This window comes from Kocuria oceani (assembly GCF_029524215.1).
In the GTDB taxonomy this organism is placed as follows: Bacteria; Actinomycetota; Actinomycetes; order Actinomycetales; family Micrococcaceae; genus Kocuria; species Kocuria oceani.
In genome coordinates this window covers 185,439-203,106 of record NZ_JARAMH010000006.1, presented here as the reverse complement: position 1 = coordinate 203,106, position 17,668 = coordinate 185,439, and the positions used below count along the sequence as shown (strand labels likewise).

Genomic DNA, 17,668 nt, shown 5'->3' with positions numbered 1-17,668 from the left:
AAGCTCAAGGACGCCAAAAAAGGTACGCCGACGTAGGCGCATATCGCGAAATACACAAGCGGGCATAATGAATCGAATAAGAAAAATCACGGTAAGCCCCTTTGAACCGTTGTCGACCCGTCAACGAAGGTCGATTGGTCCTTCCCCCCGGATGAACCAACTTGTTGCGAGCTTGCAGGATTTGCGCACGCATGCCTAGGAGCACTATGGCGACGCATTCACGGCGGTTTATCACTACGAATGAGTTTGAGGTAGCAAATGTGGCTGAGTGCCCGTTCTCGACCGTGGGACTCGGCCGATGTGCCGCCAGATGTCACTAAATGCGGGGACAAAGTATTTCTTGCTTGTCCCCTCAACGGTGGGAGCTGCATGCCTTCTGCAGCGAGCAACGTGACGATGTGTTGCAGGTGCCAAGGCGAGACATCGCCTTGGCAAGGCACAAGATCATGTGCTGCATTTGCATGCTCAAACCGACAACGCTCTACTGTTGATGCGTTGCGATGCGATCAGGACGACCGGTTGTTGCTATCCCCGATATAGCCACCACGATCCACTGTCCAAGTCGAATTTGTGACGACGACACATCTGGGCAGGAGCCGGGCACGGCTCAAGAGCGGCAATAGGGCCCACGTCCGTGCACGGGCATCAGCGAGTCACACCGGACAGGGCGTCCGTGAGCTGCTTGAGCATCGCGCCCATCCGGAACCGCTCTGGCACGAGCGGCTCGATGCCCAGCTCCAGCAGCGGGGCGGCGGTGACGGGCCCGACGGTCGCGGCGAGCATGCCCCGCCGGAACGCGTCCAGCAGCTCCTCGTGCAGCCCGATCTCCTCGGCGGTGCTGAACAGCGCGTCCACGGCCGGGGCGGCGGTGAAGGTCACGGCGTCCACCCGACCGGCGGCGGCCTCGCGCACCAGCACCGGCACCTGTCCGGCGTCGTCGGCGGAGGCCCAGCGGTAGGGGGTCACGGTCAGCACCTTGGCGCCGGCGTCGGTGAGCCGGCGGCGCTGGACGACGTCGGCGATGCCGTGCAGCTGCAGCCCGATCGTGCGCCCGGCGAGGTCCCCGCCGTGCTCGGCGAGCACGAGGTCCACCAGCCCCTCGGTGGTCTCGTCGGCGGACATGCCCGCGTCCTCCAGGCCCAGCCCGCGCACCGCCCCGCGGCCCTTGGGCCCGCGCACGTACACGGCGGCCTCACGCAGGCACAGCAGCAGGTCGGCGTCGAAACCCTGCGCCTCGGCGGCGTCGTGCCAGCGGCGCAGCCCGTAGCCGGTGGTCAGCAGCACCAGGTCCGGACCGGCGTCGAACATGGCCCGCGAGGCGGCCGCGAGCCCGGCGTCCTCGCCGACCGGCTCGACCTTCAGCGCCGGGGCGTGGATCACCCGGGCGCCGCGGCGCTCGAGCGCGGCGATCTGGTCCTCGGAGCGCCGGTGCGCGGTGACGCCCACCACGCGCCCGGCCAGGGGCAGCTGCTCAGCAGCCATGGGCGGTCACCTCGGCGAGGAACGCGTCCCGCTCCGCGGTCGCCAGGCGGACCACGGGCCCGATGACGACGACGGCGGGCGAGCCGCAGCCGGCCGCCGCGGTGTCCTCGACCGCGTGCGCGAGCGTGCTGACGGTGGAGCGCTGCCGGTCGGTGAAGCCGCGCTCGACCACGGCCAGCGGCGTGGCCGGGTCCGCCCCGGAGCGCACGAGGCCGGCCACGAGGTGGGGGAGGGTGGCCACGCCCATGAGCACCACGAGGGTGCCGCCGGCGGCGCCGAGCCCGGCGAAGTGGGTCAGCTCGGCCTCGGAGAAGGGGACGTGGCCGGAGGCGACCGTGAACATCCGCGAGACCTCGCGGAAGGTCACCGGGATCCCGGCGGCCCCGGGCACGGAGACCGCGCTGGTGATCCCGGGGACCACGTCCACCGGGATGCCGTGGGCGGCGCACGCGGCGAGCTCCTCGCCGCCGCGGCCGAAGACGTAGGGGTCCCCGCCCTTGAGGCGCACCACGGACCGCCCGGCCAGGGCGTGCTCGACCATGAGCTCCTGGATCCGGGACTGGGGCACCGGGTGGTGGCCCGGGGTCTTGCCCACCGGGACGATCTCGGCGCCGGGGGCCGCGGCGGCCACGGCGCCGGCGGGGGCCAGGCGGTCCACGAAGACCACGTCGGCGTCCTGGAGCGCGCTCACGGCGCGCACCGTGAGCAGGTCGTCGGCGCCCGGGCCGCCGCCGACCAGGCTCACCCGGCCGCCGGTGCGGGCCGCCGGCTCCTGCACCACCGGCACGCGGGCCCCGGCCCGGCGCAGCGCGTCCCGCCAGCGCCCGGGGGCGGGGCCCACGACCACGGCCAGGGCGGCCCCGGCCACGTCGGCGGCGGAGAGGAGGGCCGGCTCGGCCACGGCGCGGACGTCGGCGCCGGCCGCGGCGTAGCGCCGGTGGGCGCGGCGGGCCTCGTGCGGGTCCCCGAGGACGAGCACCGGCACGTCGGCGAGGTCGGCGGTCAGGAGCAAGGGGTCCTCCAGGGGGAGAGCGGGGATCGGGGAAGCACGCATGCCATGGTCGCGCCCCTACCAGAGTGGGGCATCCGTGTTACAGCCTGGTTGCTGTGTGACGCCCTGTGACGGCACCTGCTCGTGCGGCCCGGCGCTTCTAGGCTGGGCGCATGAGCACCTCCGATGCCCCCGTCCTGCTGGCCTGCGCCCACGGCACCCGGTCCCCGGCCGGGCGCGCGGCCGTGTCCCGCCTGGTGGACGCCGTCGCCGCCGAGCTGCCCGGGACCGAGGTGGTCCCCACATGGGTCGACGTGCAGACCCCGGACCTGGCCGCCCGCACCGAGGAGTACGCCGGGCGCCCGGCCGTGGTGGTCCCGCTGCTGCTCTCGGCCGGCTACCACGTCTACGTGGACGTGGCCGAGGCGGTGGCCGCCGACGAGCTCCACCGGGTCTCCGGCGCCCTGGGTCCGGACCGGGCGCTGGCCCGGCTGCTGGCCCGCCGGGTGCACGAGGCCTGCGCGGCCGCCGGGGCCCCGCTGGGGGAGGCCGACGCCGTGGTGCTGGCCACCGCCGGCTCCTCGGACCGCCGGGCGGTGGCCGACTGCGCCGCGGTGGCGGAGCTGCTGGGCGAGGAGCTGGCGCGTCCGGTGGCCGTGTCCTACCTGGCCGCCGCCCGCCCCCGCGTGGCCGAGGCGGTGGCGTCCGCCCGGGCCGGCCTGGCGGACGGGGGCCGCGTCGTCGTCGCCAACTACCTCCTGGCCCCCGGCTACTTCCTGGACCTCTCGCGTGCCGCCGGGGCGGACGTGGACGCCGAGCCCCTGGCCGTGCCGGAGGGGGAGGTCCCGCCCGAACTCGTGGACGTGGTGGTCTCCCGCTACCGCTCGGTGTCCTGACCCCCGCACTCGCCGAACCCTGGCGCCCGCGTGAGTCCCTTTGGATGCCCCGAGCCCCCTCTGCATGCGCTGAGTCCCCCATGAGCTCGCAAGTCCCCCCGATCGGACGGGGGGACTTGCGAGCTCATGGGGGACTCGGCGGATGGAGTGACTCGATGTGGGGGACTCGACGCGCGGGTGGAGTGCCGCGGCGTGGGGGACTCGGCGGGAGGCGGGTCAGTCCCGGACGCGCGTGAGGTCCGCGTCCTCGTAGCGGACCATCTTGGAGCCGGTGACCAGCTTGTGGCCGAACCACAGGGCCAGGAACAGCGGCAGGCCGATGTAGGCGGTGAGGGCGGCCGTCAGGTCCACCTCGCCGAGGAACGCCTGGTAGTTCTGCCCCAGGATCACCACGGCGCACAGCGCGAGCGCGATCATGGGGCCCAGCGGGAAGAACCGCGCCCGGTAGGGCAGGTCCGCCAGGTCGTGGCCCTGGGCGGTGTAGGCCCTGCGGAACCGGTAGTGGCTCCAGGCGATGCCCATCCACACGATGAACCCGGCCAGGCCCGAGGCGCTGACCAGCCAGACGTAGGCGTCCCCGTCCCCGATGAAGGTGGTGAGGAATGACGCCCCGCCCACCAGGGTGGTGGCGAGCAGCGCGTTCATGGGCACGCCGCGGCGGTTGACCTTGGCCAGGAAGCGCGGCGCCTTGCCGCCGTCGGCCAGGGCCCAGAGCATGCGGGTGGAGGCGTAGAGCCCGGAGTTGCCGGCGGAGAGGATGGCGGTGAGGATCACCGCGTTCATCACCGAGGCGGCCGCCAGCACGCCGGCGTTCTCGAACACCAGGGTGAACGGGGAGATGGAGATGTCCTCGACGTCGCTGGTGAGCAGGTTGGGGCTGGTGTACGGGATGAGGAAGCCGATCACGGTGATCGCGCCCACGTAGAAGAGCAGGATGCGCACGAACACGGTCCGGATGGCCTTGGGCACGTTCTTCTCGGGGTCCTCCGCCTCACCGGCGGCCACGCCGACCAGCTCGGTGCCCTGGAAGGAGAAGCCGGCCACCATGAAGATCGCCAGGATGCCCAGCCCACCGCCCACGAAGGGCGCCTCGCCGGTGGTCCAGTTCTCGAACCCGGGGGACTCGCCGCCCAGGATGCCCACGATCATCAGGATGCCCAGCACCAGGAAGATCACCACGGTGACGACCTTCACCAGGGAGAACCAGAACTCGCTCTCGCCGTAGGCGCGGGTGCTCAGGGCGTTGAGCAGGAACAGGATGAGCAGGAACGCCCCGGACCAGATCCAGGACGGGACGTCCGGCAGCCAGTAGCGCATGATGAGCGCGGCGGCCACGAGCTCGGCGGCCACGGTGATCGCCCAGTTGTACCAGTAGTTCCAGCCGATGGCGAAGCCGAAGGACGGGCTGACGAAGCGGGTGGAGTACTCCTCGAACGCGCCGGAGACCGGCAGGTACGTGGCCATCTCGCCCAGGCTCTGCATCAGCAGGAAGACCATGAAGCCGATCACGACGTAGGCCAGCAGCGCCCCGCCCGGGCCGGCGGTGGCGATGGTGTTGCCCGAGGCCACGAACAGGCCGGTGCCGATGGCCCCGCCCAGCGCGATCATGGTCAGGTGGCGCGGTTTGAGGCTGCGGCGCAGCTTCTCCTGGGACTGCAGCTGCGCCTGGGTCGCAGGCGCGCTCTGCTCGGCCCGAGGGCGTGCGGTGGTGGTCACGCGGAATCTTCTCCTCTGGTGCGGTGGACGGATCACGGCAGGAGGAGGTTCGGTGGCGCCGTCCCCCCCGAACGGTCCTGGCCGATTATGGGTGCAGAGATTGCAGAGGGGAAATCGGCGCGGAGCCGCGCCACAGGGCGTCCCCGTACGATGGGCGGGTGGAATCGCAGACCGGACCTGGGCAGCAGGGCGCACGCCACCCGTCCCGCTGGGTGGCCGTTGTGGCCCTTCTCACCGGTTCCGCCCTCCTCCTGCTCGCCGCCACGCTCGGGGCCCGCTGGGCGTGGGACCCTGCGCCGACGGCCGAGGAGGAGATCTCCTGCGCCCCCTACGGACTGGAGGGCGTGAGTGTCGCGCCCCGCGGCGAGCGGGGGCCGCTGAGCGACGGGCCGGTGCTCTCCGGGGGCGTGCGCCTGCAGGAGGGGCCGTCCGACCGGATGAACGTGGCCTTCGAGCACGACGGGGTGACCAGCAGCTACCACGTCTTCGCCGACGGCGTGGACTGGAGCCGGCCGGTCGGGGTGGTCTTCCGCCTCCACGGCGACGGCGCCTACGAGTTCCACAACCCCCAGCACAAGGTCTCCTGCCTCGCGGAGGTGGCGCGCAGCCACAACGCGGTGCTCGTGGCACCCCGCACCCCGGACCGGCAGGGCGAGCCCACGTGGTGGGAGGACCTCGACGGCAACGCCGAGTGGTTCCTGGCCCTGGCCGAGCAGGAGATCTTCCCCGTCTACGACGTCGACCGCTCCCGCACCTGGCTGCACGGCTACTCCGGCGGGGCGGAGTTCATCAGCTACGAGCTGCTCGCCGACCGCGTGGACTTCCTGCAGGGCGGCGGGGCGGTGCTCACCGGCGGCGGGGGGGACCCGGCCACGGGCTCCTCCCGGCCCACGGAGGAGCAGCTCGAGAACCTGCTGCTGCACTGGGACGTGGGCCTCGACGACGACGGCTCCGACCCGAGGGCCCCGTTCGACGCGCTCTCGGCGGCGGCCGCCGGCCACGCCCACTACGAGGACGCCGGCTACCGGCGGACCAGCGTGCGCTACCGGGAGGGCGTCGACCACTTTGAGCTCCCCGAGGCGCGGGTGCTCGGCGAGGTCCTCACCGCGGCCGAGGACTGAGCCGGGCGTGCGGCCGGGCACGTGATCCATCTCTCCCGGATCCCGGTCCGGCCTGCAACGACGCGGCCGGGGGTGGGTCCGGCCGGGCGCGGACGGGGCGCCCCGCCCTCACCGGCTTGCAATAGCATATGACCGCCCGTACGGTGCCGTAGAGAAGAAATATGTCGGCGGGGACCGACGCAGGGGGAAGGCCGGTGCGGGGGCATCGAGCCGAGACAACGACTCTTTCGCGGTGCGCCGACCCGGCGCCCCGCTCCTGGAGCGCCTTCCACACCGACACCACCGGCCCTGTGGGTTCTTGCGTCCCGCCGACACAGCCGCTGCCAGATCCGCAGCGGCGTGAACGTCGATGGGGGACATCAATGACAGTGCGCTCGACCATGCGCAGCGGCTCGACCCGCTCGGGGGGCGGCCGGCACCTGCTCGAGGACCGGAACCCGGACCACGACCCGCAGGAGGACGCCGAGCTGCTCGACCGGGCCCTGCACACGCAGTCGCTGCCGCAGGTCCCGGGCCGCGCCGTCTTCCCGGTCGAGTCCGCCCCGGCGCCCCGCACCCTGGTGGACGTCGTCATGGACACCGTCTCCCGGCACCCCGACGCCACGGCGGTCGACGACGGGACCACGGTGCTCAGCTACGCCGAGTTCCTCGAGCGCGTCGAGGCGCAGGCCCAGCGCCTGTGGGACCTCGACATCGGGCGCGGGGACCGGGTGGGCATCCGCGTGCCCTCCGGGTCCGTGGACCTCTACGTCGCGATCCTCGGCACGATCTTCGCAGGGGCCGCCTACGTGCCGGTGGATTTCGACGACCCGGACGAGCGCGCGGTCACGGTGTGGGAGGAGGCCTCGGTGTGCGCCGTCTACGGCGCCGGCCTGGCCCTGGAGACCCGCACCGGCGTCCGCCCCGGAGCGGACTGCCGTGAGCCCGGCACGGGCGACGACGCCTGGATCATCTTCACCTCCGGCTCCACCGGCAAGCCCAAGGGCGTGGCGATCAACCACCGCTCGGCCGCCGCCCTCGTGGACGCCGAGGCCGAGCTGTACCTGCCCCGGCGCCCGCTGAGCCCGGGCGACCGGGTCATGGCGGGGCTCTCGGTGGCCTTCGACGCCTCGTGCGAGGAGATGTGGCTGGCCTGGCGCTCCGGCGCCGCCCTGGTCCCGGCTCCGCGCGCGGTCGTGCGCTCGGGCACCGACCTGGGCCCCTGGCTGGTCGAGCGGGGGATCACCGCCGTCTCCACGGTGCCCACCCTGGCGTCCATGTGGCCGGCCGAGGCGCTGAGCCGGATCCGCCTGCTGATCTTCGGCGGCGAGGCCTGCCCCAACGAGTTGGCCGCCCGCCTCGTCCACCCCGGCCGCGAGGTCTGGAACACCTACGGGCCCACCGAGGCCACGGTCATCGCCACCGGCGCCGTGCTCACCGGTGAGCCGCCCGTGCGCATCGGCCTGCCGCTGCCCGGGTGGGAGCTCGCCGTCGTCGACCCCGCCGGCAACCCCGTGCGCTGGGGCGAGGAGGGCGAGCTGATCATCGGCGGCGTGGGGCTGGGCCGCTACCTGGACCCCGCCAAGGACGCCGAGAAGTTCGCGCCGATGGACACCCTGGGCTGGGAGCGGGCCTACCGCTCCGGTGACGTGGTGCGCGCCGACCCCGAGGGCATCGTCTTCGTGGGCCGCGCCGACGACCAGGTCAAGATCTCCGGCCGCCGCGTGGAGATGGGCGAGATCGACGAGCAGATGAGCCGGCTGCCCGGCGTGCAGGCCGGCGCCGCGGCGGTGCACACCACCCCCGCCGGCAACCAGATCCTGGTCGGCTACCTGGTGGCCGACGCCCCGGGCTCGGTGAACCTCCCGGAGGCCCGCAGCCTGCTCGCCGACCGCCTCCCCGGCCAGATGGTGCCCGCGCTCGCGCTGATGGACGAGCTGCCGCTGAAGACCTCCGGCAAGGTGGACCGCAAGGCCCTGCCCTGGCCGCTGCCGACCGACGGTGCGGACGCCGTCGGCTCCCCGGTGGACGCCGAGCTCGAGTGGCTCGCCGCCCTGTGGGCCGATCAGCTGGGCCCGCTGCCCATCGACGAGGACAGCGACTTCTTCGCCCTCGGCGGCACGTCCGTGGCCGTGGCCAAGCTGGTCTCCGAGATCCGCCGGAGCTACCCGGACGCGGAGATCGCGGAGATCTACCGCCACCCCACTCTGACCGGCATGCACGAGTACCTCGCCGGGCTCGCCCCCGTCGACGTCGCGGCCCAGGACGCCGCGCGCACCCGGCAGGTGGCCGACACCCCGCGCTGGAACGGGCTCGTGCAGGTCCCCTTCCTGGCGGGCCTCTACGCCGTCTCGGGGCTGCGCTACGTGCTGGGCTCCGCGATCGTGGTGTGGCTGCTGTTCAACCTGCTCGGCGCCACGTGGGTGCCGAACCCGCCGCTGCTGCCGCTCGTGGTCGGCTGGCTGGTGCTCTTCGCCCTGCCCGGCCGCCTGGTGCTCACCGCCCTGTTCATCCGGCTGCTCACCTTCCGGCTGCGCCCCGGCGCCCACGCCCGCGGCTCCTGGACCCACCTGCGGGTCTGGATGGCCGAGCGGGTGCTGATCTTCAACAAGTTCGAACCCCTCATGGGCACCCCCGTGATGGTGCTGTTCTTCCGCCTGCTCGGCAACCGGGTGGGCCGCGGCGCCCACCTCGACACCCTGCCGCCGGTCAGCGGGCTCGCCTCGATCGGCGACGGCGCGGCCGTGGAGCACGAGGTCGACCTCTCCGGCTACTGGCTCGAGGGCGACGTCCTCCACCTCGACGGCGTCACCGTGGGCGCGCACGCCCGGATCGGCACCCGCACGCTGCTCAGCCCCGGCGCGGTGGTCGAGGACGGCGCGGAGGTCGACCCCGGCTCCCACGTCACCGGCACCGTCCCCGCCGGGCGGCTGCAGGGCGGCTCCCCGCTCGAGGACCTCGGTCCCGCCGGCGCGAGCTGGCCGGAGCCGGCCCCCGGGCACGCCCACGGGTTCCGCAACGGCCTGCTCTACGCCCTGGGGCTCGGCACCGTCGGGCTCCTGCCCGTGCTCGCCGTGGTCCCCGGCGCCCTGATCGTGTTCACCCAGGTCCAGGGTATCGAGCTCTACGAGCGCGTCTTCCCGGTCCTGGCCCTGTGGGTGCCGGTCTTCGCCGTGCTCACGGCCCTCGTCTACCTCGCGCTGCTCGTGGCCGTGGTGCGCCTGCTCGCCGGGCTGATCACCCCCGGTCACCACCGCGCCGACGGGAGCGCGGCCTGGGCCGTGTGGCTGACCGGTGTGCTGCTGCAGAAGAGCCTCGTGTCGACCTATCCGGTCTACGCCTCGATCGCCACGCCGTTCTTCCTGCGGCTGCTGGGCGCCCGTGTGGGCAACCAGGTGGAGATCTCCACCGTGGAGACCCTCCCGCACCTGACCACCTTCGAGTCCGGCTCCTTCATGGCCGACCACTCCCTGGTCAGCTCCGCGCGCACCGGCTTCGGCTGGGTGCACGTGGGCCGCTCGACCGTGGGGGAGCGCTCCTTCGTGGGCAACTCCGGGATCGTGGGACCCGAGCGCGACGTCCCGGCGGACTCCCTGATCGCCGTGCTCTCCTCCGCCCCGGAGCACGCCGAGGCCGGCACCTCCTGGCTGGGCCGGATGCCCGAGCCGATCAGCCGGGTCAGCGACGCCGCCGACGAGGACGTCACCTACCGGCCGCGCCGGCGGCTGCTCGTGGCGCGAACGCTCGTGGAGTCCCTGCGGGCCGTGCCGTTCATGGTCACCGCATGGATTGACCTGGCCATCGTCTACGTCCTGACCACCGTCTACATGCGCGCCGGGGGCGGCCTCGACGGCATCGTCTCGGCCCTGCTGTGGGCCACGCCCGTGGTGCTCGCCGCCGGCGTGCTGGCCGCGCTGGTGCCCGTGATGGTCAAGTGGGCGCTCATGGGCCGCTTCCGCGAGGGCGAGCGCCCGCTGTTCAGCTCCTTCGTGTGGCGCAACGAGCTCGCCGACACCTTCGCCGAGTCCCTGGCGGTGCCCGGGCTGATCCGCCTGGCCGTGGGCTCCCCGGTGTTCAACGTGTGGGCGCGGCTGATGGGCGCGCGGATCGAGCGCGGCGTGTGGTGCGAGACCTGGTGGCTGCCGGAGTTCGACCTGGTCCACCTCGGCCGCGGCGTGTCCGTGAACCGCGGCACCGTGCTCCAGACGCACCTGTTCCACGACCGCATCATGCGGCTGCAGCCGGTGTCCATGGAGGCCGGGTCCACGCTGGGCCCGAACAGCTTCGTCCTCCCGGGCAGCACCGTGGAGGCCGGGGCGACCGTGGGCCCCGGCTCCCTGGTGATGGCCCAGGAGACCGTGCCCGCCGGCAGCACCTGGGGCGGGAACCCGATCCGGCCGCTGCACGTCCCGGCCGGCGAGCTCGTGGGCGGCGGGGGATCGAACCGGTGAGCGCCGTCGACCCCACCACCACCCGGGGCGGGGGCACCGCGGTGCTCAACGTCCCCGGCCCCGCCGGGCGGCGCACCAAGCGCCGGCTGGTCGGCGTGGACGCCGCCCGCGGCTTCGCGCTGCTGGGCATGGTCGCCGTGCACACCATGCCGGTCTGGGACGAGGAGGCCGGGCGGGCCTCGCTGAGCTGGTCCCTGTTCGCCGGGCACTCGGCGGCGCTGTTCGCCACCCTGGCCGGGGTGAGCCTGGCCTTCCTCTCCGGCGGCCGCACCCCGCACGAGGGCCGGCGGCTGGCCGGGGACCGGGCCGGACTCGTGGGCCGCGCCGCGGTGATCGCCCTCGTCGGCTTCCTCGTCGGGTTCGTGGCCCCGCCGGTGAACAACATCCTCATCTACTACGGGATGTTCTTCCTGCTGGCCATTCCGTTCCTGGGCCTGCGGATCCGCCACCTGCTGGCGGCCTCGGTGCTGTTCGCCGTGCTCTCCCCGTTCCTCATGCAGTGGTCCCTGGAGGTGCTGCCCGCCCACGTCTACGGCAACCCCACGCTGTGGAACCTGGTCACCGAGCCGGTCACCGTCCTGTCCCAGCTGCTGCTCACCGGCACCTACCCGGCCCTGCCGTACATGAGCTACCTGCTCGCCGGCCTGGCCCTGGGCCGGATGAACCTCACCAGCCGGAAGGTGCAGCTGTGGCTGGTGGGCGTGGGCGCGGCCACCGCCCTGCTCGCCTGGACGGTGTCCATGGTGGCGCTGCTGGTCTTCGGGGTCTACGAGCGGATCTGGTCCGCCACCCCCTGGATGTCCGAGGAGCAGATCGACTCCATCCTGGTCTTCGGCCCCGAGCCGTCCCTGCCGACCACCACCCTGTGGTGGCTGACCGTTCCGGCCCCGCACAGCAACACCCCTGCGGCGCTGTTCGTCAGCCTGGGCATGGCCGTCTTCGCGCTCGGCGCCTTCCTGCTGCTGGCCCGGCTGATCGGCAAGGCCCTCACCCCGCTGGCGGCCGCCGGGTCCATGACCTTCACCCTGTACACGCTGCACCTGCTGTTCCTGGCCACGGGTGTCTACGACCTCGCGCCCGGGTTCTGGTTCTGGATGCAGCTGGTGGTCTTCGGACTGCTGGCCGTGGCCTGGCAGCGGGCGGTGGGACAGGGCCCGCTCGAGAAGCTCGTCGCCCGCGTCTCCAAGGGCATCACCCGCAGGGTGGCGGCCCGCCCCCCGGCGGAACCGAGCCGCTGAGCAAGCCCCCCGAGCCCCCCACCTGACCACCGAGTCCCCCATGGGCTCGCAATTCCCCCGGATCGATCGGGGGGAATTGCGAGCCCATGGGGGACTCGGTGCTTGGCACGGACGATGTGGGGGGAGTCGGGGTGCTAAGCCAGTCGGTCGTTGATGGGGGACTCGGTGCCTGCCGCGGGCAACGTGGGGGAGTCGGGGCGTCGGTCAGGCACTGATTGATGGGGGACTCTGCGCTCGACGGGGCGCGCACCGGGGGCTCACAGGGGTGATCCCCGTGCTGTGAGCGGAAGTGCACCGAGGCGTTACTCCTGCCGTCGGGGGGCGAAACACGGGATTCCTACGGTGGGGGCATCGCACGCCGCCGTGCACCGCATCCGCCCCGCCAGGAGGTCCCCGTGAGTTCAGAGCTGCACCCCGACCCGTCCGTGACGGCGGCACGGCCGTCCGCGCCGGTGCCCCCGCTGGCGCTGCGCGAGCGGCCCGGCCGCTGGCTGGACGGCTACCGCCCCGAGGACCCCGCGTTCTGGGAGAGCACCGGCCGTCCGATCGCCCGCACCAACCTCACGTGGTCGATCCTCGCGGAGTTCCTGGGCTTCGCCGTCTGGCAGCTGTGGGCCATCACGGTCGTGTTCCTGCCGGGCGCGGGCTTTCCCTTCAGCGACTCGCAGATCTTCTGGCTGATCTCCATCCCCTCGCTGGTGGGGGCCACGCTGCGGATCCCGTACACCTTCATGGTCGGCCGGTTCGGCGGCCGGAACTGGACGATCGTCTCGGCCCTGCTGCTGCTGGTCCCCACCGTGGGCCTGGCGCTGGCGGTCGGCAATCCCGGCACCCCGTTCGCGGTCATGCTGCTGCTGGCGGCCACGGCCGGCTTCGGCGGCGGCAACTTCGCGTCCTCGATGGCCAACATCACCTTCTTCTACCCGGTGCGGGAGAAGGGCTGGGCGCTGGGGCTCAACGCGGCCGGCGGCAACCTCGGCACGGCCGTGGCGCAGCTGGTCGTCCCGATCGCCGTCTCGCTCGTCGCCCTCGGGGCCACCGGACTCTCGGTCGCGGGGTGGCTGTGGGTGCCGTTCATCCTCTTCGCCGCGTGGGGCGCGCGGAGGTACATGCACAACCTCTCCCACGCCAAGGGCGACGTGGCCGGGTCCCTGGCCACGGTGCGGGAGCCCCACTTCTGGGTGATGTCCTTCCTCTACGTGGGCACCTTCGGGTCCTTCATCGGCTTCTCCAGCGTGTTCCCCAAGCTCATCGCGGACACCTTTCCCGGCTTCTCCTCCTTCGCCGTGGGTGCGGCGGCGCTGTCCCTGGCGTTCCTCGGGCCGCTGGTGGGGTCCGTCTCCCGCCCCTACGGCGGGCGGCTCGCGGACCGCTTCGGCGGCGCGCCGGTGACGGTGGGAGTGTTCGCGGTCATGGCCTTGCTCGCCCTGGCCGTGGTGCTCACCCTGCCGCTGGCCGACTTCTGGCTGTTCCTGGGCCTGTTCCTGCTGCTGTTCACCGCGGCCGGCATGGGCAACGGCTCCACCTACCGGATGATCCCCTCGATCTACCGGGTGCTGGGGCTGCGCCGGCAGCAGGACGCCGCGGTCTCCACCGAGCGCAAGGCCTCGGCCGCCCTGGGGCTGATCGGCGCGGTCGGCGCGTACGGCGGGTTCCTGATCCCGCAGGCGCTGAACCTCTCGAACACCACCACCGGGGCCTACAGCGCCGCGTTCTACGGCTTCGTCGCGTTCTACGTGGTGGCCCTGGCGGTGACCTGGGCCTGCTATCTGCGCCCGGGCACGGAGATGGGCGACAGCCACATCTGAGCCGGCCCCCGCCCTCCCGGAAGGAACTCCCGCATGAGCACCACGGCCACCCACTGCCCCTACTGCGCGCTGCAGTGCGCCATGACCCTCGACACGGACTCCGCGGCCGCCGCCGCGCAGGGCTTCCCGGAGGTGCGGGCCCGGCAGTTCCCGGTCAACGGGGGAGGGATGTGCCGGAAGGGCTGGACGTCGGCGGAGCTGCTGGCCCACCCGTCGCGGCTCATCGCGCCGCTGCTGCGCGGTCCGGACGGGGTGTTCCGGGAGGTCTCCTGGGACGCGGCGCTGGACCGGATGGCGGCGGAGTTCCGCGCCGCCCAGCACCGGTACGGCCGGGACGGCGTCGGGATCTTCGGCGGCGGCGGGCTGACCAACGAGAAGGCCTACCAGCTGGGGAAGTTCGCGCGGGTGGCCCTGCGGACCTCGCGGATCGACTACAACGGCCGGTTCTGCATGTCCTCCGCCGCGGCGGCCGCCAACCGCTCGCTGGGGGCCGACCGCGGCCTGCCGTTCCCCGTGACGGACCTCGACGACGCCCACACCGTGCTGCTGCTCGGCAGCAACCCCGCCGAGACCATGCCGCCGTTCGTCCAGCACCTGGAGCACGCCCGGGAGCACGGCGGCCTGATCGTGGTGGACCCCCGCCGCTCCGCCACGGCCCGGATGACCGACGACGACGGCGGGATCCACCTGCAGCCCACCCCCGGCTCCGACCTGGTGCTGCTGCTGGGCCTCGCCCACGTGGTGCTGCACGAGGGCCTGGCCGACCTGGACTACCTGGTGCGGCGCACCACCGGCCTCGAGGCCTTCCGCACGAGCGTCGGCGCGTGGTGGCCCGAGCGGGTCGAGCAGGTCACCGGTGTCCCGGCCGAGCGGCTCCGCCGCGCCGCCCGCCGGCTGGCCCGAGAACGGCGAGGCACCTACGTGCTCACCGGGCGCGGGGTCGAGCAGCACGTGGACGGCACGGACACCGCGACCGCGGCGATCAACCTGGCCCTGCTGCTCGGGCTGCCCGGTCGTCCCGGCTCCGGCTGGGGCACGCTCACCGGCCAGGGCAACGGCCAGGGCGGGCGCGAGCACGGCCAGAAGGCCGACCAGCTGCCCGGCTACCGCTCGATCACGGACCCCGCCGCCCGGGCGCACGTGGCCGGGGTGTGGGGCGTCGACCCGGCGGAGCTGCCCGGCCCGGGGATCCCCGCGGTCCGGTTGCTGAGCACCCTCGGCACCGAGGGCGGCGTGCGCTGCCTGTGGGTCAACGGCTCCAACGTGGTGATCGGCGCCCCGGACACCGCCGCCGTGACCCGGGGGCTGCAGGCCCTGGACTTCCTGGTGGTCTGCGACCTCTTCCTCTCCGAGACCGCCGAGTACGCCGACCTCGTCCTGCCCGTGCCGCAGTGGGCCGAGGAGGAGGGGACCATGACCAACCTCGAGGGCCGGGTGCTGCGCCGCCGCCGCGCGGTGGACCCGCCGCCCGGGACCCGGGACGAGCTGTGGATCATGTCCGAGCTCGCCCGGCGGCTCGAGGCGCCGGGCGCCTTCAGCCCCGACCCGCAGGAGGTCTTCGCGGAGCTGGCCCGGGCCTCGGCCGGCGGGACGGCCGACTACTCCGGGATCCGCTGGGCCGCCCTGGACGCCGGCGAGGCCTGCTACTGGCCCTGGCCGGTGGGGAGCTCCACCGGCACGCCCCGGGCCTTCCTTCACCGCTTCGGCCACCCCGACGGCCGGGCCCGGCTGGTCCCGGTCCGGGCGCGCGCCGCCGGCCGGGCGGTCGACCCGAGCCCGCGGGCACACCGCCGGGAACTGCTGCACGGACCCGGCACGCTGACCCTGACCACCGGGCGGTACCTGGAGCACTACCAGTCAGGCAACCAGACCCGCCGGGTGTCCTCCCTGCTCGGGGCCCGCCCCGAGTCCCGGCTGCAGATCCACCCCGCGACCGCGGCCGCCCTCGGCATCCGCGACGGCGCGGCGGTGGAGCTGACCAGCGCCCGCGGCCGTGCCGTGGCTCTGGCCCGGCTGAGCACCGACATCCGCCCCGACACCGTGTTCCTGCCCTTCCACTACGCCGGTGACGGGACCGCCAACCGGCTCGTGTCCTCGGACGCCGTGGACCCGGTCTCGTCCATGCCCGAGTTCAAGGCCGGCTCGGTCACCGTCCGGGCGATCGACCCCCAGGAGAGCACCCGATGACCCCGCACCGTCCCACCCGCTCGACCGGCACCCCGATGCGCCCCGGCGAGCACGTGGTCGTGATCGGCTTCGGCCCCGTGGCCGCCCGGTTCGTCGACGACGTCGCCGACCTCGCCGCCGCGGGCACCATCCGCCTGACCGTGATCGGCGGGGAGGCCGAGCCCGCCTACAACCGGGTGCTCGTGGGCGAGCACGCGATGGGCCGGGCCGAGCTCGCCTCCATGCGGCTGGCCGACCCGGAGCTCCTGGCGCGCAGCGGGATCGACGTCCTGCTCGGCACGGAGGTGACCCGGATCGACCGCGCCCGCCGGCTGCTGCACGTCACCGACCGGGCCACCGGAGACTCCGGGCGGCTGGGCTACGACCGCCTCGTCCTGGCCACCGGCGCCCGCCCCAACCTGCCGGTGCTGCGCGGGCTCAACCCGGATCCGCACGCCTACGGGCACCTGCCCGCCGGGGTCACCGCGCTGCGGGACCTGCGCGACGCCCGGTCCGTGCGCGCCGTCGTCGAGCGCCGCGGCCGCGTGGTCGTGCTGGGCGGGGGCGTGCTCGGGCTCGAGGCCGCGCTCGCGGCGAGCGAGGTCGGCTGCCCGGTGACGGTCGTCCACCACGCCCCGTGGGTGATGACCCGGTCCCTGGACGCCGCCGGCGGAGCCCTGCTGGGGAGGGCGCTCGCCGAGGCCGGAGTGGAGGTGGTCTCCGGCGCCCAGGCGCGCGAGGTGCTCCTGGGCGAGGACCGGGGCTTCCGCGGCCTGCTCCTGCAGGACGGCCGCGAGGTGCCCGGCGAGCTGCTGCTGCTCTCCGTCGGGGTCACGCCCCGCACCGAGCTCGCCGAGGGCGCCGGTCTGCGCACCGCCCGCGGCATCGTGGTGGACCACGAGCTGGAGGCCGACGTCGAGCAGCGCGTCTTCGCCGTCGGGGACTGCGCCGAGGTGCTGTGCCCGGACCCGTCCTGCCAGGTCTGCCCCGGCCGGGCCGGCAGGGGGCCCTCCGGGCTCGTGGGCCCCGGGTGGCGCCAGGCGGAGTGGCTGGCCGCCCGCGTGCGCGCCGAGCTGGAGGCCGTGGCCGAGGGCGGGACCACCGTGCTCGCGCCGCTGACCGAGGGCCCCGCCGGGGCGGTGCGGCTCAAGGCGCACCAGGTGGAGCTCGCCTGCGCCGGAGCGGCCGGGGGCGCGCCGTGGGAGCCGCGGGCCGACGGCGGGTCCGTGGTGCAGTGGGCCGACGGGTCGGCCGGGACCTACGCCCAGCTCGTGCTGCGCCCGGACCGGACCCTCGCCGGCTACACCGTGCTCGGCCTGCCCCGGGCCGCGGCGGAGATCGGTCTGCTCCACGACCGCGGCGAGGCCGTGCCGGAGGACCCGAGCGTCCTGCTGCGCCTGGACGGGCCCGACGCCGGGGCCGGCGAGCGTCCGACGACCCCCGAGTCCACGGTCTGCCACTGCGCGGGCGTGAGCAAGGGCCGCATCGCCGACGCCGTGGCCGAGGGCGCCGCCACCGTCGAGGCGGTCGGCCGCGCCACCCGGGCCGCCACCGGCTGCGGCGGCTGCAAGGCCGCGGTCGCCCGGATCATCGACGCCCACACCCCGGCCCCGGCCTGACGCCACGGCCTGACGCCACCGCGGATCCCCCGGTGGTCCGCCCCAGCATTCCTCCCGAGACCCCTGTCTCGTGCCTGACCCCCGGATCGCCGAGTCCCCCCCCTCGTCCCGCCGAGTCCCCCTTCGTCCCGCTGAGTCCCCCCTGCGCTCGCAATTCCCCTCGATCGATCAGGGGGAAATGGCAACCCATGGGGGACTCGG

At 73.7% G+C, this 17,668-nt stretch carries 10 protein-coding genes; 7 read left to right on the top strand and 3 right to left on the bottom strand.

Annotated elements, in window-relative coordinates; genetic code table 11:
- Positions 1-645: 645 nt before the first annotated feature.
- Positions 646-1,482, bottom strand: coding sequence for a uroporphyrinogen-III synthase (locus PU704_RS08985; RefSeq protein WP_277551054.1), 837 nt, complete (start codon positions 1,480-1,482; stop codon positions 646-648).
- Complete coding sequence (cobA, locus tag PU704_RS08980) at positions 1,472-2,494, bottom strand: uroporphyrinogen-III C-methyltransferase (protein WP_277551053.1); 1,023 nt, start codon at positions 2,492-2,494, stop codon at positions 1,472-1,474. Before cobA ends, PU704_RS08985 begins: the two co-directional genes overlap by 11 nt.
- A gap of 152 nt (positions 2,495-2,646) precedes the next feature.
- On the opposite strand from cobA, the gene PU704_RS08975 reads away from it, so the two are divergent.
- On the top strand, positions 2,647-3,369 hold the full coding sequence (locus PU704_RS08975) for a sirohydrochlorin chelatase (protein WP_277551052.1): 723 nt from the start codon (positions 2,647-2,649) through the stop codon (positions 3,367-3,369).
- A 216-nt stretch (positions 3,370-3,585) separates the two neighbouring features.
- On the opposite strand, the gene PU704_RS08970 is transcribed toward PU704_RS08975, so the two are convergent.
- A complete protein-coding gene (locus PU704_RS08970; RefSeq protein WP_380112505.1) occupies positions 3,586-5,085 on the bottom strand; it encodes an amino acid permease in 1,500 nt (499 codons plus the stop codon).
- Positions 5,086-5,243: 158 nt separating this feature from the next.
- On the opposite strand from PU704_RS08970, the gene PU704_RS08965 reads away from it, so the two are divergent.
- The 6 genes from PU704_RS08965 (at position 5,244) to PU704_RS08940 (ending at position 17,467) form a co-directional block, all read left to right on the top strand.
- Positions 5,244-6,206 (top strand): alpha/beta hydrolase family protein, encoded by a 963-nt coding sequence (locus PU704_RS08965; RefSeq protein WP_277551051.1) that lies wholly within the window; start codon positions 5,244-5,246, stop codon positions 6,204-6,206.
- A gap of 362 nt (positions 6,207-6,568) precedes the next feature.
- Complete coding sequence (locus tag PU704_RS08960) at positions 6,569-10,636, top strand: Pls/PosA family non-ribosomal peptide synthetase (RefSeq protein ID WP_277551050.1); 4,068 nt, start codon at positions 6,569-6,571, stop codon at positions 10,634-10,636.
- A complete protein-coding gene (locus PU704_RS08955) occupies positions 10,633-11,874 on the top strand; it encodes a heparan-alpha-glucosaminide N-acetyltransferase domain-containing protein (protein WP_277551049.1) in 1,242 nt (413 codons plus the stop codon). The genes PU704_RS08960 and PU704_RS08955 overlap by 4 nt, the downstream gene beginning before the upstream one ends.
- A gap of 407 nt (positions 11,875-12,281) precedes the next feature.
- On the top strand, positions 12,282-13,682 hold the full coding sequence (locus PU704_RS08950) for an MFS transporter (RefSeq protein ID WP_369821334.1): 1,401 nt from the start codon (positions 12,282-12,284) through the stop codon (positions 13,680-13,682).
- Between the two features lie 33 nt (positions 13,683-13,715).
- Positions 13,716-15,869, top strand: a complete 2,154-nt coding sequence (locus PU704_RS08945) for a molybdopterin oxidoreductase family protein (protein WP_277551048.1) — start codon at positions 13,716-13,718, stop codon at positions 15,867-15,869.
- Complete coding sequence (locus tag PU704_RS08940; RefSeq protein WP_255396055.1) at positions 15,866-17,467, top strand: FAD-dependent oxidoreductase; 1,602 nt, start codon at positions 15,866-15,868, stop codon at positions 17,465-17,467. The genes PU704_RS08945 and PU704_RS08940 overlap by 4 nt, the downstream gene beginning before the upstream one ends.
- Positions 17,468-17,668: the final 201 nt, after the last annotated feature.